Source organism: Paenibacillus sp. FSL H8-0548, assembly GCF_038630985.1.
GTDB lineage: Bacteria > Bacillota > Bacilli > Paenibacillales > Paenibacillaceae > Pristimantibacillus.
In genome coordinates this window covers 4,548,777-4,571,639 of sequence record NZ_CP152049.1, presented here as the reverse complement: position 1 = coordinate 4,571,639, position 22,863 = coordinate 4,548,777, and the positions used below count along the sequence as shown (strand labels likewise).

Here is a 22,863-nt window from a genome sequence, read left to right as displayed (position 1 = left end):
GCTCTGTCTTCTCAAACCAGAGAGGAAGATGCAGCATGAAAAAAGAAAAAGCAGTTGTCGTATTTAGCGGCGGCCAGGATAGCACGACTTGCCTGTTCTGGGCTATGGAGCGTTTCACGGAGGTAGAAGCCATAACGTTCAACTATGGGCAGCGCCATAAGCTTGAACTCGATTGCGCGGCAGATATCGCTAAGGAGCTTGGGATTAAGCATCATATTCTAGATATGTCGCTGTTAAATCAGTTGGCGCCTAACGCGCTGACTAGGGATGATATAGCCATAGAACAGAAGGAAGGGGAACTTCCTACGACTTTTGTTGATGGGCGAAATCTCTTGTTCCTCACCTTTGCAGCCGTGCTCGCTAAGCAGCTTGGCGCCAAGCATATCGTAACAGGCGTATGTGAGACGGATTTTAGCGGATATCCGGATTGCCGGGATATATTCGTGAAATCACTGAATGTGACGCTTAATCTATCGATGGATTTTCCATTTGTCATCGATACACCGCTGATGTGGCTTACCAAATCCGAAACATGGGAGCTGGCCGAGACGCTCGGCGCATTCGAATTTGTCCGCGAGAAAACGTTAACTTGCTATAACGGAATTATTTCTGACGGCTGCGGGCATTGCCCTTCATGCCAGCTTCGAAAGAAAGGGCTGGATGATTATTTGGCCTCGCGTATTTGGAGGATGAAGTCATGATGCTCCAACAGATTTATCCCGCAGCGTTGCATGAATATAGCTACGAGCTGAATAAGGATTTTCATTTTGCCGCGGCACATTACATCCCCGTCGAGGAAGCAGGCAAATGTCGCCAGCTGCACGGGCACACGTATTATGCGAATGTTACCGTAGCTGGAGATGAGCTGGATTCGGCAGGATTTCTAGTTAATTTTGCGATAATTAAGCAGCTTATTCATGATCGATTCGATCACTCCCTGCTGAATGACGATAAAGAGAGCTTCAATAACACTGAGCCAGAGCGTTACCCTACAACGGAAGTCGTGGCGCGCACAATCTATGAAATCGTTCAACAGTATTTGGATGGTATGGTGAATCGTCCGCAGTGTATTCAGGTGTATCTGCGAGAAACCCCAACGAGCTATTGCATCTATCGGCCGAAGCGAAAGGCGGGATCGGATGCAAGCTAACCAATCCAGCAAGCCAATTAAACGGATTCCTGTACTGGAAATGTTTGGACCGACGGTTCAAGGGGAAGGTATGGTCATTGGCCGGAAAACGATGTTCGTTCGTACAGCAGGCTGTGATTACAGCTGTTCTTGGTGCGATTCGGCATTTACATGGGATGGCAGCGCCAAATCTGATATACGCATGCTGAGTGCAGATGAAATTATAGAGCAATTAAATGAAATCGGCGGCAATGCCTTTGATCATGTGACCATTTCAGGTGGAAATCCTGCCTTATTGCCTGGGCTGAGCTTTTTGATAGATGAGCTTCATAAACTTAATATCAGTGTAGCGTTAGAAACCCAGGGCAGCCGCTGGCAGGATTGGTTTTGGTCGATTGATGACCTGACCCTGTCTCCAAAGCCGCCAAGCTCCGGAATGAAGACCGATTGGAGCGTGCTTGACGACATCGTATCCAAGCTGAATAATCGAGCAACCAGCTTTTGCTTGAAGACCGTCGTTTTTGACGATGAGGATTTGAAATATGCAACCAGTGTCCATCTGCGTTATCCTAACGTTCCGTTCTATGTACAAGCGGGCAATGGGCAATTGCAGGAAACTGAGCCGCAGCGTATGCTGCCGTATTTAGTGGAGCGTTATGAATGGTTGATTGATCGCGTCATGCCGAACCCGGAATTGAAGCGGGTGCATGTGCTCCCGCAGCTGCATACTTGGGTATGGGGCAATAAGAAGGGCGTTTAAGCAATAGAATAGAAAGGGAGATAGTTAATGGACGGAAGAAGCAAGGAAGAGCTCAGCGGCGTGACGCTGCTCGGTAATCAGGGCACGCAATATTTATTCAATTATTCGCCGGAAATTTTGGAGGCATTCGATAATAAGCATCCTAATCGTGACTATTTTGTCAAATTTAATTGTCCGGAATTTACGAGCCTTTGTCCGATGACGGGACAGCCGGATTTTGCGACAATCTATATATCTTATATTCCTGGTCTCAAAATGGTGGAAAGCAAGTCGCTTAAGCTGTATTTGTTCAGCTTCCGCAACCACGGCGATTTTCATGAGGACTGCATGAATATTATTATGAATGATTTAATCAAGCTTATGGACCCAAGATATATTGAGGTATGGGGTAAGTTTACGCCTCGCGGGGGCATCTCTATTGATCCTTACTGCAACTGGGGCCAGCCCGGCACGAAGTTTGAACAAATGGCTGACCATCGCTTGATGAATCATGATTTGTATCCTGAGAAGATCGACAATCGTTAGTTATATAGGAGCCCTTCCTCGGATGAGGAAGGGGCTTTTTTTTAGTGTATAATCCAAGGTTATTCTTGGACTGGCCAACACAGGAGAACAGCGGCTCATTAAAGGCACCTTCATATCGGTACGTCCAGTACGAAGTTCCGTTCACGGTCACAAGGTGAACGGCTTCTTTGCGGATAGATCATGCGATTGGTTTTGAGACCGCCAATGAGGTGATATCCCACGGCAGCATAGCTATGGATCACACGGGTGCAGGTAAAGCAGGAATCCACTAGCGCATAGCCGCCATGAGACGGAAGTGGCAGCGTAGCGGCCGTTTGAAACGCCGCAGCACGACTTTGAAACAGGGACTTCCGTTTGAGAATAGCTCCCTTTTTTCGTGGACGGCCTCTTTCCTTATTCGTCATGGAAGGAGGCTCATACGCCACAGCGTTTGACTTGGCCTTTGTAACGATGTGCATCCTGCAAATTCATGAACAAGGGTAGGCAAAACCACTGTTGCGGCGTTCCCATGAGAATGCCGATGGCCCCAAACAGATGCCCGAAGATAGACTCCGCCTTGGAGGAATTCTCAGATTCCTGATGAAGTTTCTTAACGCCGGGCATCCGGCGAGCTTCTTTGGCCTATTTCATCCCATCGCCCATGAGGACCACGCTCGGATGGACGTACAGAAGAGGGGCTGCGCTTCGAACCACCTGAAGCCATGTCAGTAGAAGCAATTCCAGAGACCATGCCGAGGAACGGAAAAAGTGAATAAGGGTCTCGCAGCCACGGGTCTGCAAGCTGCTCTACCGGAAGGAAGAATCGATTCACGAAGGCGAAATGACCATAAATCAGCATTGATCCACGTTCGGCGTATCGTGTCACCATTACCAGACAGCCATTTAATCGCCTCCACAGCTTACAGTGAAGCAATAAATTCTACCGTGGGGGAAAGAACGCCTACTGTATCACAGGTAGCCGATCCCTCTTCCTCTTCAGATTCGCCAATCAAGCATCGTAAGCACGCAGTACGTCCTAGAATGAGCGCTGCGCTCATTCCCTGGGACCACCGTATAGGAATGGAATGCGCTGCCGAAAGCATACATCGCTTAATAGCAAACGAGCAGCCGCATTATCCGTACCGTCAAGCACGAGGTTCGCCCCTTTGACGAGCGGGACAACGTTTGATTGATTAACATCATGTACATCCGCAAGAATGCATATCTCACTATTAATAGTACGGAGCTTATTCACAGCTGCGACTGCCTTCGGCAGGACAGCAATCGCGTCCGCTTCATCGAATAACGATCAGACCATTCGTGATCAACGACTTCAGCCATATAGTGCACTCCCCGAGGCTTTGAAGGCATCCGACTTCTCCTTCATGCCTGCTTCGATTGCCTCAGCCGTTTCCAATCCATTTTTTGCCGCGTATTCTCGAATATCTTGGCTTATTCGCATACTGCAAAATTTCGGCCCGCACATCGAACAGAAATGTGCTGATTTTGCTGCTTCGGCCGGAAGAGTCTCATCGTGATACGCTATGGCCCGTTCAGGATCAAGCGATAAGTGAAACTGATCACGCCAGCGAAACTCGAAGCGCGCTTTGGACAGTGCATCATCGCGCAGCCTTGCACGCGGATGCCCTTTAGCCAAATCCGCCGCATGTGCCGCGATTTTGTAAGTGATAACACCGTCCTTAACATCATCCTTGTTAGGCAGGCCTAAATGCTCCTTCGGTGTGACGTAACAAAGCATCGCAGTTCCGAACCATCCGATCATGGCTGCACCGATTGCCGAGGTGATGTGATCGTACCCAGGCGCGATGTCCGTCGTTAAAGGACCAAGTGTATAGAACGGTGCCTCGCTGCAAACCTCTAGCTGCCGATCCATGTTTTCTTTAATCAAATGCATCGGCACATGACCAGGCCCCTCAACCATGACCTGTATATCATGTTTCCAAGCGATCTTAGTCAGCTCTCCGAGCGTATCCAGCTCCGCAAACTGTGCAGCATCGTTGGCATCCGCAATGGAGCCCGGCCGCAATCCATCGCCTAGCGAGAACGATACGTCATACGCCATCATAATTTGGCAAATATCTTCGAAATGCGTGTATAAGAAATTTTCTTTATGATGAGCAAGGCACCACGCAGCCATAATTGAACCGCCGCGAGATACAATGCCTGTCATCCGCTTTGCCGTCAGAGGTATATAACGAAGCAGCACACCCGCATGAATTGTAAAATAATCAACTCCTTGCTCCGCTTGCTCAATTAGGGTGTCGCGAAATACGTCCCAGCTCAGATCCTCCGCTTTGCCGTTTACTTTCTCCAAAGCCTGATAAATAGGCACTGTTCCCACCGGAACCGGTGAGTTGCGAACGATCCACTCTCGTGTTGTATGTATGTTTTTGCCCGTGGACAAATCCATAATCGTATCTGCACCCCAGCGTGTCGCCCATGTCATCTTCTCGACCTCCTCCTCGATCGAGGAAGCTACAGCAGAGTTTCCAATATTCGCATTAATCTTTACATGGAAATGGCGTCCAATAATCATCGGTTCACTCTCAGGATGATTAATATTCATTGGTATGATCGCGCGTCCCTCAGCAATTTCACTTCTTACGAACTCTGCGCTCAACCCTTCGCGTATCGCGATAAATTCCATCTCCGGTGTCACAATACCTTTGCGGGCGTAATGCAATTGGGTGACATTGTATCCTTCTTTGGCGCGCAGCGGCTGTCGCTTTAGTCCAGGATATCGCTCCTCGCCTCGCTGCTCTACCTTTTCTTCCGTTACAAAACCATTGTCTACAGGGAGAACCATCCTGCCTTCATAACTCTCTACGTCACCACGACTTGTTATCCATTCACTTCGAAGAGCGGGCAATCCAGTTCTAATATCTGCCTCATATTGCAAATCAGTATAAGGACCGCTCGAATCATATACAAATACGGATTCGTTCGGCACCTCTTCACCATTTCTGTCTGTGCTCGGCTCGAGTACAATTTCTCGCATTGGAACACGGATACGATCATTATCACCTGACACATACGTTTTTTTGCTGCCTGGCAGCGACGTCGTTACTATCGTCATAACTCAAAAAACCTCCCAACGGAATAGTGGAATTCCACCTGGAGGTATACACGCACACAAGCAGAAACGGTTTGATCGTCCTTGTCTTAGGACGATTCCGTTTCGCGTAGAAAGTTAGTCGCTCTATCATAAGTCTCCACATCCACAAAGATGAGAAGATGCTTTCAATGGGGGCAGCGAAAGCTTGTTTCGCAATGACCTATAAGTCAAGTATATAAGCATAAACGGCTTTACCGTCATTTGGCGGCATTGCGGCGTTTAGCGCTGAAATATAAGCGTTCGTATAAGAGTGAAACCTATACTTTCTTATATTTGGAGAAAACCATATACTTCCTTACAAATCAATAAAAAAACCGCCCCCAACGAAAGGAGCGGTTGAAATGTGTCGTCATGCGCAAGTATTCTGCAAGGGTCCGAAACAACCGACCCTTGGCTCTGCCATCCGGTCTCATTCCTGCTAAAATACAGCCGAATGCGGCATAGCACACCTCACGCGCATTTAAAATAAACGCACAGTCCCACTTTCCTACGCTGGCATGACCCAGATCAGGTTCAAAGGGACAAAAGCATATCGCTTTATCTCAGCCGTGATGGCGCCCCTAGTGGATTTCCTTGTTTGACTATAACGTTAATGCAAGAAAAGTGTCAACTCTATTTTCCAAAATTAAGAAATCATGATTTTCAATCCGCTATCCATAGACAGCTTGACGGACCTTACTAAAGCTTAAATTTCACTTGGAATAGTCCTGCTTTACGTGCAGCCATGTAAATAATAACGACCAGCGGTCCGATGAAAACGCCGCTGTTCTCCTATGTTGGCCAGTCCAAGAATAACCTTGGCTTTGATATGTACCAGGTTCGTTGAGCAACCGCCTTTATCCGATTGTGGGCGCTGCTAGCCTGGACGCATTTGTACTGTACCACCGGTATCGGACAGCCTTGTCCGTTTGGTGATGGATTGTGTGCTATTCGTAAGCAAGTCCAATTGGATAGTTCTGTATCCGCTTTTGCTCATTTATAGGTATAGGAAACTATGGGTTCTCCGAACCTGCTGATAACGATGCTGCGGCAGCAGCCAGTGAGCAGATAACGAAAGCTAACGGAAGCCAGCGACGCTAAATTTGCATTTTGGGTTAACGTCATATTTTAACGGAAGTGGGAGACGCTATTACGCAGAAATGAAGCGATATCGTGTATCTTTTGTACAAATAGAGGCCTGTGCTTCCGTTACAATCTTGAAACGAAAAATAAAGGCGATTTAGCGTTTGTGGTTTCCGTTAGAAGTGTGAGCTGACGCGACTGCGATTTCCAATTGTACTGAGGCTGTTGATTTGGCCCGCCTAAAGTCCAGTATGCTGTCATACCACAAGTCCATTTCATTTGAAAGCAAATCATCTATACTTATTTTTATTATAGAAAAGTTGAACTTAAAAAATGAAGTTTAAGCGAAGCGTGAAAATCGTTCTGGAGAAACGAAGTGTTCGCCTTTGCAGCCCATATTCTTACCTTTAAAGGTCGTAGGAAATCAAGAATCTGGCTGCAACCGCGAGCGTAAGAATGATCTTCTCGCACAGCGCCAAAAACGTAAATTTTTAGTTGAACTTATTATAGATAAAGAATGGGTGAGAAGATGAGCGGAAGGTCCATTATAAGAAATGCGTTGTGTATGTCGGTATTGTTTTACACCATTGCGGCGGCGTTAACGAGTTACGGGGTCGCACCGGAAAAAGCTCATGCAGCGGAGAGTGATACAGCAGGCACGGAATATACCAAGATCGATCGCTATATGCAGTCAGCGATGGAGAAGCTGGACATTCCAGGGGCTGCGCTAGGTATCGTTCACAAGGATGGCCCCTTATACATAAAAGGTTATGGAACAGCAGATTCCAAGAACAGTCAGATCACGCCACAGACACCATTTATAATAGGCTCGATGAGTAAATCCTTTACGGCTATGGCGGTTATGCAGCTGGTGGACTCGGGAAAAATAGAGCTGAACGCTCCTGTACAGCGATATTTGCCGGAATTTCGTGTAGCGGATGAAAAAGCTTCAGAAGCAATGACTGTTCGGAGCTTGCTAAACCAAACAAGCGGTATTCCAACGATTGCAGGTTTAAAGCTCCCAGCGCCAGAGCTAAAGCTTGAGCTTTATCCAGCGGCACAGCTCCGCACTAAACTTAGCGAGCCGGCAGGAAGCTTATTTCAATATTCGAACGCCAACTACAATGTGCTTGGGGCATTGGTACAGGCCGTTTCAGGTCAGCCCTATGGGGAGTATATGAAGTCTCATATCTTTGAACCGCTAGGGATGAAGAATACAGCGGCGTCCTACGTGGAGGCTGTCAAGCTAGGGCTGTCAGATGGACATCAATCGCTGTTCGGTTGGATGATCACGACAAGCCCGAAGGAGAGGCCCGCTGACATACCATCAGGGTATATTAAAGCAAGCGCGGAGGATATGACAAGGTATTTAATCGCGCAGATGAATGGCGGTGCTTTCGCGGGCAAGCAAGTTGTATCGACGCAAAGTATAGCTTTAATGCAGGGTGAGCAGGGTGTTTTAATAGAGGATGACAGGTATTACGGAATGGGCTGGATGAAGCGAGGGAATTCGATTTCTCATGATGGCGGGGTTGAAAATTTCCAATCTAATATGTTGATCGATGGGGACATCGGAATCGTGATTTTATTGAATAAAAATGATGCTTTTGTTTTTGGTGCCGAAGTTATGACTGAGGGTGTGCGGGCAATTATGGATGGTCAGGAGCCATCGCTTGAAGAGCTCCCAACCGCTAGCGGAGGCAGCTGGGCAATGCGGATAATTGGATTATTAATTATATTGTTCGTAATTCGATCCATTTATGTTGCTGCTGCTTGGAACAAGGTCTTTAAATACACGCACATATCGATTACGCTGCAGGCCGTTTCTATCGGACTTTTTCATCTCATTATTCCTGTATTTATATTGTTTGTGCTGCCAACGCTTCTACAAACGCCTTGGCAGCTGATGTTTGCCATGATACCGGGTATATCGCAGCTGGTGTATATGGCGTCCATTACTCTGCTAGCATTCGGAACAGCCAAATTAATGCTGCTTTTCAAGAGTATTAGCTTGAAGAAGGTTTGATTCCATTATCGGTCCCTTACCTGAGGAAGGAGCAGCCGTGTTGTTGTGCACATTTGGTGAACGCCAGGTGGTATTAGGTCTATTTTGCTATTATTAGCACTAGACCTGCTGCCCCGCCCGTAATCTGCGCTGATACGCAAAGTGATTCGTTGGACCATGTCCAGCACCAAAGCCAAGCTGATCTTCAATAGCGGCTTGAATGAAGGCTTTGGCTGTCACTATTGCTTCGTGTACGGATTTTCCTTGTGCGATCTCAGCGGTTGCGGCAGCAGAGAAGGTGCATCCAGTACCATGCGTGTGGACGGTGTTAATTCGAGTGCTCTCCAAATACTCGAAGCTTTGCCCATCGTAGATCAGATCGACAAGCGGCTCGCTTTCTTTGGTATGACCACCCTTAATGACGATATAACGAGAGCCCATTTGAAACAGACGTTTCGCTGCTTCCTCGCGGTCTTGAAGCGTACGAATGGGCATCCTTGCGAGCAGCTCAGCTTCAGGGATATTGGGTGTAGTGATGAGCGCAAGCGGCAGCAGATGCTTGATCAGGGATTGAATAGCTTCCTGCTGAAGGAGGGGGGAGCCGCCTTTGGCTACCATAACAGGATCAATAATTAGGTTCTGCCATTTATATTGTTTGATTTTGGCGGCGACGATCTCAATGATTTCTGTACTAAAGAGCATTCCCGTCTTAAGCGCGTCAGGCTCCAAATCCTCCCCGATGGCATTCAGCTGTCCACGAACGGCAGCAGCGTCCATGGGATAGACACCTTGAACACCGAGTGTGTTTTGCGCGGTTACAGCGGTAATGACAGACATGCCAAAGGCACCGAGCTCCTGAAAGGTTTTTAGATCGGCTTGGATGCCTGCGCCGCCGCCGCTGTCTGAGCCTGCTATGGTTAATGCTTTATATATTTTCATTATGCTTCCTCCTTAAATAGCTGCTTGAGTCTAGCTTCTCGCTTAAGTGTACAGGCAGATATGATTGACAATTGGTCAATAAATGCTGTTTGAAAGCTGCCGGGCCCTTGTTCCTTGCTCGCTTCATAAGCCTTCTCAGCAGCAAGGCCATAGAATGCTACTGCTTCGGCTGCTGCAACAACGCTGGCATTCACGCCGACGGCCAGAAATGCGCCAACTACTGAGCTTAGCAAGCAGCCTGCTCCGGTGATTTTGGTTAGAAGCGGATGGCCATTGCTAACGAGAAAGGTGACCTCGCCATCGGTAATAACATCCTCTTTGCCGGTAATGACAACGATACATCCGAGCTTGCGTGCTGTTATTTGCGCTAATGCGACAGTGTCACCATCCCCAGTGCCGGCGTCTACCCCCTTGATCGTCCAGCTCTCGCCAGCAATATGAGCGATTTCGGCAACGTTTCCTCTCAATACAGCAATCTTTACGCCCGCAATAATTTTGTGGGCGGAGGCGGTACGATAAGCTGTAGCCCCTGCTCCAACAGGATCAAATACGACAGGAACATGATGTTCATTGGCCGACTTACCGGCAATCAAGCAGGCTTGTACGATTTGCTCATCTAATGTGCCGATATTAAGGACAACGGCACTTGCCATTTTTGCGACATCGGCGACCTCCTCGTGGGCATAAGCCATAAAGGGAGATGCGCCTAAAGCAAGCAGCCCATTAGCGGTAAAATTGGCGACGACGATGTTGGTAATGTTGTGAATGAGTGGATTTTGCTCGCGAACCTTATTTAGAAAATTCATGTAATGGTTCCTCCTGATTGATTAGAGTAAGCTCTAATGACTGACTAGAAGAAGTATTTTCTCCAAAAATGAATAAGACCCGCTCATTTCCGAAGGGAAATGAGCGGGTCTTATTATCCAGCTAGGTTCTAAGCGCTTGGATGATCCTGCTCCACTTCCCTCCGCTGGAATGATCCAGATCAGGTTCCAAGGGTCCAGAGCATGCGCTCTATCTCAGCCGTTAAACTCCCCTAGTGAATAAAATATTCAATTTGTATTTTTTCTACTATAGCATACACTGGAGAGATGTAAACCATATTTATATGAAAAGGTGATATAACATTGAAAAATTTACTCGTTACCGGCTATCGTGCGCATGAGCTTAATATTTTCAGCCAGAAGCATGAAGGAATCGTTTATATAAAAAAAGCGCTGACCAGCAAGCTTATACCCTTCATTGAGGATGGACTGGAATGGGTCATTACCCCTGGTCAATATGGGGTTGATCTTTGGGCGTGCGAGGTGGTCATTGAATTAAAAGAAAAATATCCGCAGCTGAAGCTTTCTATTATTACGGCCTATAGCAATCAGGAAGAAAAGTGGAAGGACGATAAAAAAGAGTTTTACGAGCAGGTATTAAAAGGAGTCGATTATTATGCATCGATAAGCAATCAGCCGTATGACGGCATATGGCAGTTCACAGCACGGGACGAGCTGCTGTTCCGGAAGACGGATGGCATTTTGCTCGTTTATGATGAGGACGCAGGCGAGGGCAGCCCAAAGTTTTTCAAGCAAAAAGCGTTAAAGAAGCAGCAGGCAGAGGGCTATGAGTACATTAGCATCAGCTCGGAGGATATCCAAAGCATTGCTGACGATGACCGGCTTTATTCAGAGAATTAAAGAAGGCCGTAGAGAGGGGGAATTAACCCCTTCTCACCCAATCCGCTGCATGAACTCCCGAGGGGAGACACCTTCTACCTTTTTGAAAACCTTGCTGAAATAAAAGGAGCTCTCGAACCCGAGCTTCTGCGAAATTTCATATACTCGCCCTTCGCCGCGCAGCATCATTTCTTTGGCAGCCGCAATTTTGGTTTCGGTTATATATTCCACATAATTGATCTTAGCAATTTTGGAGAAAAGATGGCTTAAATAGTTCGGACTGAAGTTAAATACGTCAGCAACCTGATTTAGAGAAAGCTTCTGATTCAGATTTCTCTTAATGTAATCCTGTACGTTTTTGACCAGCTGTTCCTTGTAGCTTTGCTTTCTGGAGGATAGCAAATCACAGCAGCCATCGCGAAACTCGATCAGCCAGTCTACGATTCCGTCAATGGTATGCTTTCGGTAGAGAGCGCGATAGCCCTCCGGCTCCTTCTCAAAGATCTGCTCTACCATATTTTCTCCATCCGCAAGCAAAGAAGTAGCCATATATAAAACGTTGCAGGCTGCATCGGTTGCAGGCACAAGCAAGTCCGAGCGGCCCTCAAAGGTTTCGATTAACTTCGTTATAATAGCATGCAGCGTAGCGGTATCGATTTCTTCAAAGGCACGCCGTATTTCGGAGCGAGATTCGGAAAAATCGAACAGCACCGGTGTCTGACTGGCAATCTCAGCTTGGGAGAAAAAGACGAATCCATTTGCTTGCAGGGCAGCAGGTAGCACCTTTCGGGCAGCCACATAGCTTTCCCGAATGAAGTAAGGATCTTCAACCGCAAATCCGATCGCTCCTATGATGACAACATTGAAGTAACTATGCAGAACCATGGCCATACTGGCAAGCAGCTGTTGAATTTCCGGCATCCACTGCTGAGGATCTGTTGCGGTAACAGGCAGTGTAATGGCAAAGTTGCGCAGGTCGAGACTCGTTACATGGCAAGGCCTTACAGCCGACAAGGTATCTTTGGCCATTTGTACCGTACTGGAGCATAAGGCGACCAGCTTATCTCCCCGGGGAGGCACGGTATCTGGGCCTAATATGCGGCAGGTGCAAACGACATAGGCTGCTTCGGATAAATCGACAGCGAGATCTTCTTTTTGCAGAAGATACTGGTTTTTATTTTCAAACAAATTATTGTATAAACGGATAAAAAATTTATCCCGCTGCTCTTGCAAGGTGCTGCGATGAATCATCGCCGGATGAACGTCAGAGCTTTTGTAGTCTCCAATGATAGCAGTAACCTTCTTGATGGAGTTCTCCAGCGTCTGCGGTGTCAGGTCCAGCTTGACCAAATAATCTACAGCCTGTACCTTTATGGCGGCGTGTGCGTATTCAAACTCCTCATAGCTGGTCAGGATGATGAAAAGTGGAAGCCTGCCATGCTTTTCTCGCACGGATTCGGCAACCTCCAAGCCGCTTTTCACTGGCATTTTGATATCGGTTATCACAATGTCCGGCTGCAAGGATTCAATCATTTCTTCTTCCTGGGCGCCGTTATGTGCAATCCCGACAATTTCAATATTATACTTCTCCCATTTCAGCATGGACTGCAAACCGATACAGACCAAAGCTTCATCATCAGCGATCAGCAGCTTAATCATAGCCTTCACTCCCTGCCTATTTGGCTAAACTATTCCTTCGTAGGGAAGGGGACCAAAATGCTCATCCTCGTATAAACCCCCAGCTTGCTTTCAATAGACAGACCGTATTTGTCGCCAAAAGCGAGACGCAAACGCTCATTTACGCTTCGAAGCCCTATATTTTTCAATAAACCGTTCCCTTCAACTGCCTCGTCGGAGAGGATAGAGGAGATTTGCTCGTCAGGCATCCCGACTCCGTTATCTTCAATCGTTATTAAAATGTCTTTGCTTTCGCATTGGACAACCGAAACGGTGATATGTCCTCTGCCTTTGGGCTCAACCCCGTGAAAAATCGCATTTTCAACCAAAGGCTGCAAAGAAAAACGGGGAATAGGGGCCATAAGCAAGGCTTCGTCAGGAACCTTCATCTCCATGGTAATCGTGCTGCCGTAGCGGTATTTTTGAATGATAAAATAGTCGCCCAGCAAATCGAGTTCATCCTTCAGCTGCACTACTTTTCGAATATCCTTGGAAATGCTTCGCAAAAGTCTGGATAGGGAGGTAACCATTTCCGCAATGCCTGTGGCATTTTGAATAGTAGCCATCCATTTGACGGAATTTAAAGTGTTGTAGAGAAAATGAGGGCTAATTTGGTTTTGCAGCATACGGTATTCCAATTCCTGCTTCTGCTTCACGTCAGCCACCCGACTTTCCATTAAAACAACAATGTCCTGCGAGAGACGATTGATCCCTCTGCCCACATCTCCGAGCTCGCTGTTCCATTCAATATTTCGGTCCACGGTGAAGTAGCCTTGGGCAATTTTATCCATCCTTTTTTTCAGCTTTTCGACTGGAAGGCTGATCGTACGAGTCAGGTAAAGGGTAATAATGCCGCTTAGGATAATCACGAGAAAGCAGACTGAGATCGCAATAAATATCCAGATGTTAAATATTTTAGCAAGCTGCTTGTCGGATAAGGTCTGGGTAAGAATAACCCCTTCGCGAACCGGGTAGGACACTGCAATTTTCTCTTCTGCACCAGACTCAATGACACTCAAGACGGTTTGGGCTCCCGTGGGACTATCCTTTTGGTAGGCCCTCTCTTTGAAATCGGTCGATACCGGCGCAACCTTGCCATCCATAATTTCATAAGGCGTGTCGCCAAGCCTGAGCAATAACCGGGAATTTGCCGGCAAAGCGTAGCCTTTCAGCTTGTCGGTAACGACAGACGTGTTGGCAAGCAGATAGACCGTACCGATGCGGGAAGCTCCCGTGCCGTAAATCGGCCAAACGATAGGAATGCCGTCTGAACTCGAAAGGGGGTCGCGAACGACACGTCCCCATGCTTCCGCCGCATCCTGAGTAAGTCCGGTGAGCTTATCGATGTTATGGACATTTAACGAAGAAGAAAGACCGCCGGCATTGTCTACCTGAATAAATTTCCCTTTATGATCCGTAACGATCAGGCGACGGGCGTAGGCGTTGGAGGGATTAACCCGGAAAGCCTCCTGCATCGCAGTAAATACATCAACAGCATCCTTAGCGCTTGCCTGAGGTGATTCGAAATAATTGGCCAGCAGGGTATTGGTGCTTGAATTGGTACTGCAAACCATGGCTAAGGCGTAAAGGTTGAGCAAATCCTGATCTATAATGTGGGAAATGAGCTGTAAATTGAACTCGGTTGCCTGAATCGCTGTTTTGCGCTGAAAATAAGAAATCATCTCATAGCTGAAAAACGATAATAAGATGGCGATCAGCAAAGCAAAGATAGTCATAATGAGTATGATTCGGCTTTTTATGGTAGACTTTCTGTTCGTGTTAAACACTCCTTGTCAACAAACCCGATGATTAAAGCGTTTACAATTTATGATAGCATATCCTTCCAAGAGTTTGCAGAAGAGTTGATGTATAGGAGGAGAAAACAACCAATATTACATGTTTTGTGTATGATTTTACAGGTTTCATGTTGAGGGCCGACATAAACTAAACCAAATAATACATGATATGAGTTGGAAAATACATCCCATTTGGCTTCAAAAGCGATTAGAATTTGTCATAGGGTTCGGCAATCCCGAATCAACTGCAATATTATATGATGGAAAAGGGGAGTTATAAAATGAAGTTGAAAAGAGTGTTCAGCATCAGCTTGGCAACAATGTTTTCCCTGAGCATGATAGCCGCTTGCTCCGGTAATAACGGCAACAATAGCACTGCGCCGACTGCGGCTCCAACGACGGAAAGCACTGCAAGCGCTTCCGAAAAGCCTGCTGACAAACCTATCACGTTAAAATGGGCTTTATGGGATTGGGAAGCAACCGCGTACTATAAGCCTCTAATTGATGCTTACAAGGTGGAGCATCCAAACGTAACCATTGAATATGTTGACCTTGGCTCTACCGATTATATGACTATGCTGAGCACGCAGCTCTCCGGTGGTGCAGATCTGGATGTTCTAACGATCAAGGATATTCCTGGCTATGCCAATCTTGTGAAGCAAAATCATTTGGAGCCTCTGAAAGGGTTTATTTCTGAAAGTGGTATCGACACCTCTGCGTATGGCGGCACAGTAGAACAGATACAGGTAAATGATGAGGTTTATGCGCTTCCTTTCCGCAGCGATTTCTGGCTTATCTATTACAATAAGGATTTGTTTGACAAAGCAGGTGTCGCTTATCCTACAAATGATATGACACTTAACCAATATGATGAGATTGCCAGACAAATGACGGCAGGCAGCGGCGTAAACAAGGTTTATGGAGCTCACTACCATACTTGGCGCAGCGCAGTCCAACTGTTCGGTATTTTGGATGGTCAACATACGGTCGTTGAAGGAGACTATGATTTCCTAAAGCCTACTTATGAACGAATTCTGAAAGAACAGGATGACGGCATAGTCATGGATTATGCTACTCTGAAAACCTCCAGCACTCATTACTCAGGCGTGTTCTACAATAACTCGATTGCCATGATGAACATGGGAAGCTGGTTTATAGCGACGCAGATTGATAAAGTGAAAACTGGCGAGTCGGCAGCCACCAATTGGGGCATTGTGAAATACCCGCATCCGGATGGCGTAGAGGCTGGAACGACCCTCGGAACGATTACTTCGTTGGCGGTTAACAAAAAATCAGCTAACAAAGAAGCAGCGCTTGATTTTCTGGAATTTGTAACAGGTTCGGAAGGAGCAGCTGCAATTGCTGCAACAGGCACGATCCCTGCAATCAAAAACGATGAAGTTATCAGCTCTATTACGTCCATTGAAGGCTTCCCTTCCGATGAAAACAGCAAAGCGGCTCTTGGCACGGTGAAGACGTATCTGGAAATGCCGATGCATGAGAAAAGCGCGGATATCGAAGTGATTTTGAACGAAGCTCATGATAACATCATGACCAAAAACACAACGATTGACAAAGGCTTGGCAGATATGAAAACTCGCGTAGAGCAGGTCTTGAACAATTAGATTGTAAACAGACGATGAATCGAAGGGGCGGGCGAAGGCTCGCCTTTCTTTGAAATCCCTTTTGAGCTGGAAGGTATGGAGGAGACATCATGCAAAATGAGACTAGATTAGAAGCTGGAAAACCCGAAAAGGTTTTTCTGTCAAAAGGCGTCAGGGAGCATCTGGTGGCATACAGCTTTATTGCGCCTAACTTTATCGGCTTTGCCGTGTTTACACTGCTTCCCATGTTTTTTGCCTTTGTCCTCGCCTTTGTAAAATGGGATGGGGCAAACCCTATGGCATTTATCGGAATTAATAATTTCACCCGCCTTATCCATGATACTACGTTTCATAAGGCATTATGGAATACGGTTGTTTATACGGTCGGCGTCGTACCGGTCACGATGATTTGTGCTCTGGGACTGGCTATTTTGCTTAATCAGAAAATATTTGCCCGAAACTTTCTTAGAACGGTAGTTTTCTTTCCTTATGTGGCTTCGCTCGTAGCGGTTGCGGCGGTATGGAATTTTATCTTTAGTCCTACCTTGGGGCCGCTTAACAACATTTTGCATGCTATTACAGGGGTACCGATTGAGGAGCTTCCCCGCTGGGCCGCGGATAAAGATTGGGCGATGTTTACGGTTGTTTTGTTTACTGTCTGGAAAAGCATGGGTTATTACATGGTGATTTACCTGGCGGGACTGCAAGGAATTAATCCGGAATTGTACGAAGCCGCCCAATTGGATGGTGCGAATGCATGGAGAAGATTTCGTAATGTGACCGTACCGCAGCTCGCGCCTACGACCTTCTTTGTGTTGATGATTCTGGTCATTAACTCGTTTAAGGTATACGACATCTTTATTAACCTATTTGCCGGCGCTGATAACCAGCTCAATGATTCGACAAGGGTTATGGTTTATCAAATTTACAATACGGCCTTCCGTTCACTGGACTACGGTTACGCCAGCGCAATGGCCATAGTATTATTCCTGCTTGTCCTGGGCATTACGATCGTTCAGTTCAACGGCGAGAAGAAGTACGGATAATAGGAGGATATAGACATATGGTAGGCACAGATAAAAGACTCAAGATCGTTATGGTGGCATTTGTATATATCCTATTGTTCGTCATTGTATTGTGTATGCTGGTTCCGTACGTATGGATGATTTCGGCTTCATTAAAGCTGAACAAGGATGTTTTTTCTTTCCCGATTCAATGGATTCCTGCATTGCCCCGCTGGCAAAACTATGTGGACATTTGGAACCGGATTCCATTAGGCCTGTTTATTTTCAATACAGCGAAGCTGGCAATCGTGGTCACCTTTTTGCAGCTGCTTACTTCTAGCTTTGCGGCCTATGCGTTTTCGAAGCTGAGATTTAAAGGGAGGAACCTCCTTTTTCTTGGCTATATCGCAACGATCGCGATTCCATGGCAAGCGTATATGGTGCCGCAATTTATAATGATGCGTTCGCTCGGACTGAACAATACCCATTTGGCGATTATCTGTCTGCAGGCTTTTTCAGCATTCGGTGTATTTTTGATGCGTCAGTTTTATCAGGGAATACCGGATGAGCTGTGTGAAGCTGCCCGCATCGACGGCTTAAGCGAATATGGGATTTGGGCAAGAATTATGGTGCCCTTATCGAAGCCAGCGCTTTCAACCTTGACCATCTTCACTTTTGTTTCTACGTGGAATGACTTTTTGGGTCCAATGATTTATTTGACAAAAACGCCGCTCAAAACGATTCAGATTGGACTGCGAATGTTCATTTCGCAATATTCTGCGGAATATGGCTTGATTATGGCGGCCAGCGTCGTGTCGATTATACCGGTTCTGATTGTTTTTCTCGGCTTGCAGAAATACTTTGTGCAGGGCATTGCTTCTTCGGGCATAAAGGGTTGAAACGGATTGTTTTTGAGTTTGGAAAAGAATCGAATCTAGCTTTTATCTATTCCCTTACCCTTTCAATAATTTGTTGACGAAACAAGTGCACCATGTTATCTTTACTGTAATAAAAAGGCAATGTAACCTTTGGGTTCAACCTCGTATAGACGGGGTTGGACCCTTTTTGCGTTGACCTGTGAAAAGGAGAATGATAAGAATATGAATTTAGAAGCTGTTTATCATCGTGCAAAATTAAATTGGTCCTATGCCTATGACGAGCACACTCTGCATATCCGGATTCGGACGAAGAAAGACGATATCAAACGGATTGATCTTTATTACGGCGATAAGTATGGCTGGGACACGACGAACGCCGAAACTCAAATGGTACTATTGGCCTCGGATGCTATGTTCGACTATTGGGAAGCAGCCGCTCAGCCGGTATACCGTAGATTGGTTTATTATTTTGCTTTGAACGATGGAGAACGCACCGTCTATTTCCAGGAGAAAGGTTTTTTCGATGTTCCACCTGTCATTTTCTATGAAGGGCTGTTCGATTTTCCTTTTCTCAATCCCGCGGACGTTCATACGCCTCCAGCATGGGTGAAAAAAGCGGTTTTTTATCAAATATTTCCAGAACGATTTGCAAACGGCGATCCAACGATCAATCCTGAAGGAACGGAGGAATGGGGAGGCAAGCCTACCCCAAGCAATTTCTTCGGCGGCGATTTGCAGGGCATCATCGATCATCTGGATTACCTAACCACACTGGGCATAAATGCGCTTTATTTAAATCCAATTTTCGAAGGAACGACTAACCATAAATACGATACACAGGATTATTTCAAGGTTGATCCGCATTTCGGTACGAATGACAAGTTAAAGGAGCTCGTGAAGGCTTGTCATGAGCGGGGAATACGCGTGTTGCTTGATGCGGTGTTCAATCATAGCGGTCACACGTTCAAACCTTTTGTTGATGTCGTGGAGAATGGTCTTTCCTCTGCTTTTGCCGATTGGTTTCATATACGCGAATGGCCGCTAACGGTGAAGGATGGCGTACCGACCTATGATACATTTGGCTTCGAGCCAATTATGCCGAAATTGAATACGGAAAATGCTGAAGTGAAGGAATATCTGCTTAAGGTGGCAAAGTATTGGATCGAGGAAGTCGAAATCGACGGCTGGAGACTCGATGTGGCTAACGAGGTCGATCATGCTTTCTGGCGGGAGTTTCGCAATACAGTGAAGGCTGTTAATCCGGATGCTTACATTTTGGGTGAAATTATGAATGATGCGCTGCCATGGCTGCTCGGAGACCAATTTGATGCCGTCATGAACTATCCGTTCACGAAGGCATGTCTGGACTTTTTTGCACACGATCGGATTGGTGCCGGGCAGCTTGCTAATAAGCTCAGTGGTCAAATCGTTGGTTATTCGAGACAAGTTAATGAAGCTGCCTTTAATTTACTCGGCAGTCACGATACTTCTCGATTGCTCACCTTGTGTGGAAACAGCACAGAGCGGATGAAGCTTGTCTCTTTGTTTCAGCTTACTTACCCAGGCGCACCTTGTATTTATTACGGTGATGAAATCGGTATGGACGGGAAGCATGATCCCGATAACCGCAAATGTATGGAATGGGACCCGCAGAAACAAAATGGTGAATTATTTGAATTTTTCAAACAGACGATTCGCTTGCGACACCAACATTCCGCGCTGCAAGATGGTGCGCTGACTTTTCTACAGGATCAGGTGAACGACCGGAATTTAATCTATGAGCGCCGAGATGACCGGGATCATTTTGTAATTCTTATTAACAATTCAGAGAATCGCTCTGCATTTCGGTCAACCATTGCGGAAGGTGTCTGGACCGATATGGTGACCAATTCGCTAGTTATAGCAGTAAAGGGTCAATTAAACTGGGAGCTCCCGCCTTTTGGTTATGCGATATTGCATAAACATGGAGACGGGGCGATCGGATAGGCTGGGGGAAGCGCACCCACTAGCCTGTTCTTTTCATAATACCAATGAAGGATATAAATGGAATGAGTGTATCCTATTAATGCTAAGTTTGGTGTTGAAATACGGAGGTTAGCGGTGTAGTAAGGATGCTCATGAGCGTTCATCATTATTAATCTTTATAAAATACACAGCACTCCATACATGTGGAGTGCTTAATATTGGTGGTCGTAAAGAATAGCTGAATGTGATAGTACGGCTCAAAATCAATAGTTTGAAGAAGCATTTAATCTTGAAGAATCCTCCGACCCGAGCTAACATACAACAAACTTGATGACTGAGGAGATTTTACTAGTGAACAATAAGCCATACCTTCCAACCGCAATTCCTTAATTGGACTGAAATTTGACGATGCGACATCGGCACACTTATTAGAAATAGCAGACGTCACTGCAAGCTCGTCTTCGAACATGGCAAAGCAGTTACGAACTTAGTGCGGCGGCGCGAAATCATCGAAGAAATTCGGAGCTTATGTTTGGTGCGGGATGTTCTTATCGATCAATTGAGGGTATCGCAAAAAATCGAGCGTGTTTCGTGAGTATATGATTGAACCAATACTTGATATTGAAAACCATCCCCTTTCAACGAACTTTTACCTTGTGAGGGGATTTTGTTTGTTGATCAAAACTTGTCCAGAGTGGATGAACCCGCATTGGAACAGAGATTTTTTGACATAGAGAGACCGCTGGAAAGCCGGAAGAAATTGAACAATTAAAGCCCGCATCGAGCGAAATAAAGCGTCGCTGACACGTTACATCTGCGGGTCAATGTTTGTCAAGCACTAATTTTGAAGTTGAACCCCCAAAATGATTAATAAACCCTTTGACTTTTTGTATTTAGTACTATAAAGTAAGTAGTAAGTAGTAAGTAGTAAGTAGTAAGTAGTAAGTAGTAAGTAGTAAGTAGTAAGTAGTAAGTAGTAAGTAGTAAGTAGTAAGTAGTAAGTAGTAAGTAGTAAGTAGTAAGTAGTAAGTAGTAAGTAGTAAGTAGTAAGTGAAGAACCTTCGAAAGGATGATATTTCCATGTTGAAAAATTTATCAATTCCCCAAGAGTTTGTCTTACTTGCATTAGATAGTGAAACTAATATGCTAAAGTCTATTTTTCGAATGCATGTTGGCTTGTATACGGTAATGGCTTGTATAGTGGAACTTTCTATAAATGGCAATGTTACATTTGAAGACGATGATACAGTCAGAATTTCTAACTCAGCATCCACAGGTGAAAAATATCTGGACAGATTACTCGAGATTATTACTGCTGAGAAACCAAAGAAACTTAAGGAGTGGGTTTCTTACTTTTACTACTTTAAACAAAAAGAAATTTATAAAATGGTTATAGAAAGCCTTGCGGATAAAGGAGTTCTAGAGATTGAAAATACGGAAGTTTTATTTATTGTTCCAGTTAAAAAATATTTGGATGTAGCCAATACACGGAACCACATCGTAGAGAAAATACGAGCTGAGTTATTAGAACATGGGAATGTAGAAGATCATACATTAGCCTTGGTGTTATTTTTAAACATTAAAAATATGTTAAACGATTATTTTTCTGATTACGAACAAAAAACTTTAAAGCAAAAACTAGAGATATTACGTAAAGAGGACATTTATAAAAAAATTAGAACGATTTATACAGCTCTCATAAATCTTGATTCTGGAATATAGCTCCAAGTATTGCAGCAACATAGGGGTGAAAAATATGGGGAGAAAAAGAAGTTTAGATAAAATTTCATCATCAGAGTATGTGAGTATCAGTGAGTTGGTTGAACTTTCTGGAGTTCGATACAGTACCATTAAATATTACACGGAAGAGGATATGATCTCATTTGAGCAAGAGGATATAAGACTGACAAGAAGATACCCGCGTGAATTAGCACTAAAGCGACTTGAGGAAATTCGTGTAATGAAAGAAGAAGAAGGATTGACTATAAAACAAATTAAAGAAAAATTATAATTGTGAACTCAGGCACGGATATGAATTAATTTCCAGTGCCTACAATTCAGCAGGAAGGGGCGAATCTCCCAGAGATCTATAACGCAGAAAAAAGGCGTTGCTGGGGGCATTGATAAAGGAAATTCATGTGGAAGCAGCGATGCTGAATTTGTGAGTGGGAGCGTAATGTTCAACCCACTTATTAGCAAGAAGAGGGTTGAAATCCAAAGGCGCAAAATTGAAATTCATTATGACTTCAATGATCCAGAGGGGGCTTAAATGCCCCCTTACATTACTATCAATATAAGCATTCAACACATGTGGAGTGCGTAATATTGATGGAAAGAAGGGGCGAACCTAAATAGGCTACGCCCCTTGTTTTAGTGGGTTTTGGAAGTTGTAACTAATTTCGATAGAACCGTCAAATTGAACTTCAATACGATTAATCATCTTGTGAATCATATCTCGTAGGGTTTCTTCATTGCTTACGTCTAGCGCTGCAAACTTCATTAACTCCGCCTTGAATACCGATACACGCGATTCCGTATTGAGTTCGTGAGTGATTTCTGTTTGAAGCCGCGTACTTCGTTCCTCTAGTACTTGGCGTTCATTTTTGACCGCTACAGAACAAGCATTAAACATTTCTTTATCGATGTCGCCGTTCGTCCAACTCCTCGTAAGTTGTACAAGTTCTCTGTCCAATTTACTGATTTCGCGCTGAACATTTTCGAGTTCCTTAACGGCGTTATT

At 45.4% G+C, this 22,863-nt stretch carries 20 protein-coding genes, 1 pseudogene and 2 riboswitches; of the genes and pseudogenes, 12 read left to right on the top strand and 9 right to left on the bottom strand.

Going from position 1 to position 22,863, the window contains the following annotated elements; translation table 11 throughout:
* The first annotated feature begins 35 nt into the window (after positions 1-35).
* The 4 genes from queC to queF are packed head-to-tail and all read left to right on the top strand — an operon-like array spanning position 36 to position 2,414.
* Positions 36-701, top strand: coding sequence for a 7-cyano-7-deazaguanine synthase QueC (gene queC / locus MHI37_RS20045; RefSeq protein ID WP_076337700.1), 666 nt, complete (start codon positions 36-38; stop codon positions 699-701).
* Positions 701-1,150 (top strand): 6-carboxytetrahydropterin synthase QueD, encoded by a 450-nt coding sequence (queD, locus tag MHI37_RS20040; protein WP_076337743.1) that lies wholly within the window; start codon positions 701-703, stop codon positions 1,148-1,150. Before queC ends, queD begins: the two co-directional genes overlap by 1 nt.
* Complete coding sequence (queE, locus tag MHI37_RS20035; RefSeq protein WP_083676344.1) at positions 1,140-1,889, top strand: 7-carboxy-7-deazaguanine synthase QueE; 750 nt, start codon at positions 1,140-1,142, stop codon at positions 1,887-1,889. The genes queD and queE overlap by 11 nt, the downstream gene beginning before the upstream one ends.
* Before the next feature lie 27 nt (positions 1,890-1,916).
* The gene (gene queF, locus MHI37_RS20030) at positions 1,917-2,414 is read left to right on the top strand and encodes a preQ(1) synthase (protein ID WP_076337699.1); all 498 of its coding nucleotides are present in this window, start codon (positions 1,917-1,919) and stop codon (positions 2,412-2,414) included.
* A 94-nt stretch (positions 2,415-2,508) separates the two neighbouring features.
* On the opposite strand, the pseudogene MHI37_RS20025 reads toward queF, so the two are convergent.
* The 4 genes and pseudogenes from MHI37_RS20025 to thiC form a co-directional block, all read right to left on the bottom strand.
* A pseudogene (locus MHI37_RS20025) lies at positions 2,509-2,737 on the bottom strand (IS701 family transposase); the annotation flags it as partial.
* Positions 2,738-3,003: 266 nt separating this feature from the next.
* Entirely contained in the window at positions 3,004-3,282 is a 279-nt protein-coding gene (locus MHI37_RS20020) for a hypothetical protein (RefSeq protein ID WP_076337696.1), read from the bottom strand.
* Positions 3,283-3,447: 165 nt separating this feature from the next.
* Positions 3,448-3,648 (bottom strand): ThiF family adenylyltransferase, encoded by a 201-nt coding sequence (locus tag MHI37_RS20015; protein ID WP_076337695.1) that lies wholly within the window; start codon positions 3,646-3,648, stop codon positions 3,448-3,450.
* A gap of 78 nt (positions 3,649-3,726) precedes the next feature.
* Positions 3,727-5,490 carry a phosphomethylpyrimidine synthase ThiC gene (gene thiC / locus MHI37_RS20010; protein ID WP_076337694.1) on the bottom strand — a complete coding sequence of 588 codons (1,764 nt, stop codon included), beginning with the start codon at positions 5,488-5,490 and terminating at the stop codon, positions 3,727-3,729.
* A gap of 506 nt (positions 5,491-5,996) precedes the next feature.
* Positions 5,997-6,101, bottom strand: a riboswitch (TPP riboswitch).
* A 1,055-nt stretch (positions 6,102-7,156) separates the two neighbouring features.
* Between thiC and MHI37_RS20005 the strand changes: the two genes are divergently transcribed.
* On the top strand, positions 7,157-8,617 hold the full coding sequence (locus tag MHI37_RS20005) for a serine hydrolase domain-containing protein (protein ID WP_076337693.1): 1,461 nt from the start codon (positions 7,157-7,159) through the stop codon (positions 8,615-8,617).
* Positions 8,618-8,716: 99 nt separating this feature from the next.
* Here the strand turns inward: MHI37_RS20005 and thiD are convergent, their stop codons facing one another.
* Together thiD and thiM are read right to left on the bottom strand one after the other, a co-directional pair.
* On the bottom strand, positions 8,717-9,535 hold the full coding sequence (thiD, locus tag MHI37_RS20000) for a bifunctional hydroxymethylpyrimidine kinase/phosphomethylpyrimidine kinase (RefSeq protein WP_076337692.1): 819 nt from the start codon (positions 9,533-9,535) through the stop codon (positions 8,717-8,719).
* Positions 9,535-10,341: a hydroxyethylthiazole kinase gene (gene thiM, locus MHI37_RS19995; RefSeq protein ID WP_076337691.1), complete on the bottom strand. Its 807-nt coding sequence runs from the start codon at positions 10,339-10,341 to the stop codon at positions 9,535-9,537. Before thiM ends, thiD begins: the two co-directional genes overlap by 1 nt.
* Before the next feature lie 139 nt (positions 10,342-10,480).
* Positions 10,481-10,583: riboswitch (TPP riboswitch) on the bottom strand.
* Positions 10,584-10,662: 79 nt separating this feature from the next.
* Here thiM and MHI37_RS19990 point away from each other — a divergent pair.
* Positions 10,663-11,220, top strand: a complete 558-nt coding sequence (locus MHI37_RS19990) for a DUF1273 domain-containing protein (RefSeq protein WP_076337690.1) — start codon at positions 10,663-10,665, stop codon at positions 11,218-11,220.
* A gap of 33 nt (positions 11,221-11,253) precedes the next feature.
* On the opposite strand, the gene MHI37_RS19985 is transcribed toward MHI37_RS19990, so the two are convergent.
* Both MHI37_RS19985 and MHI37_RS19980 read right to left on the bottom strand, forming a co-directional pair.
* Positions 11,254-12,858: a response regulator gene (locus MHI37_RS19985; protein WP_076337689.1), complete on the bottom strand. Its 1,605-nt coding sequence runs from the start codon at positions 12,856-12,858 to the stop codon at positions 11,254-11,256.
* A 29-nt stretch (positions 12,859-12,887) separates the two neighbouring features.
* On the bottom strand, positions 12,888-14,612 hold the full coding sequence (locus MHI37_RS19980) for a sensor histidine kinase (RefSeq protein ID WP_256710574.1): 1,725 nt from the start codon (positions 14,610-14,612) through the stop codon (positions 12,888-12,890).
* Positions 14,613-14,953: 341 nt separating this feature from the next.
* Between MHI37_RS19980 and MHI37_RS19975 the strand changes: the two genes are divergently transcribed.
* The 6 genes from MHI37_RS19975 (at position 14,954) to MHI37_RS19950 (ending at position 22,134) form a co-directional block, all read left to right on the top strand.
* A complete protein-coding gene (locus tag MHI37_RS19975; RefSeq protein WP_076337687.1) occupies positions 14,954-16,297 on the top strand; it encodes a sugar ABC transporter substrate-binding protein in 1,344 nt (447 codons plus the stop codon).
* Positions 16,298-16,386: 89 nt separating this feature from the next.
* The gene (locus tag MHI37_RS19970; RefSeq protein WP_076337686.1) at positions 16,387-17,322 is read left to right on the top strand and encodes a sugar ABC transporter permease; all 936 of its coding nucleotides are present in this window, start codon (positions 16,387-16,389) and stop codon (positions 17,320-17,322) included.
* Between the two features lie 17 nt (positions 17,323-17,339).
* Positions 17,340-18,179, top strand: coding sequence for a carbohydrate ABC transporter permease (locus MHI37_RS19965; RefSeq protein ID WP_076337685.1), 840 nt, complete (start codon positions 17,340-17,342; stop codon positions 18,177-18,179).
* Between the two features lie 201 nt (positions 18,180-18,380).
* The gene (locus MHI37_RS19960; RefSeq protein ID WP_076337684.1) at positions 18,381-20,144 is read left to right on the top strand and encodes an alpha-glycosidase; all 1,764 of its coding nucleotides are present in this window, start codon (positions 18,381-18,383) and stop codon (positions 20,142-20,144) included.
* Between the two features lie 1,059 nt (positions 20,145-21,203).
* Positions 21,204-21,845 (top strand): GPP34 family phosphoprotein, encoded by a 642-nt coding sequence (locus tag MHI37_RS19955; protein WP_076337683.1) that lies wholly within the window; start codon positions 21,204-21,206, stop codon positions 21,843-21,845.
* 34 nt (positions 21,846-21,879) lie between these two features.
* Positions 21,880-22,134, top strand: a complete 255-nt coding sequence (locus MHI37_RS19950; protein ID WP_076337682.1) for a MerR family transcriptional regulator — start codon at positions 21,880-21,882, stop codon at positions 22,132-22,134.
* Between the two features lie 345 nt (positions 22,135-22,479).
* On the opposite strand, the gene MHI37_RS19945 is transcribed toward MHI37_RS19950, so the two are convergent.
* Positions 22,480-22,815 (bottom strand): hypothetical protein, encoded by a 336-nt coding sequence (locus tag MHI37_RS19945; protein ID WP_076337681.1) that lies wholly within the window; start codon positions 22,813-22,815, stop codon positions 22,480-22,482.
* Between the last annotated feature and the right edge of the window lie 48 nt (positions 22,816-22,863).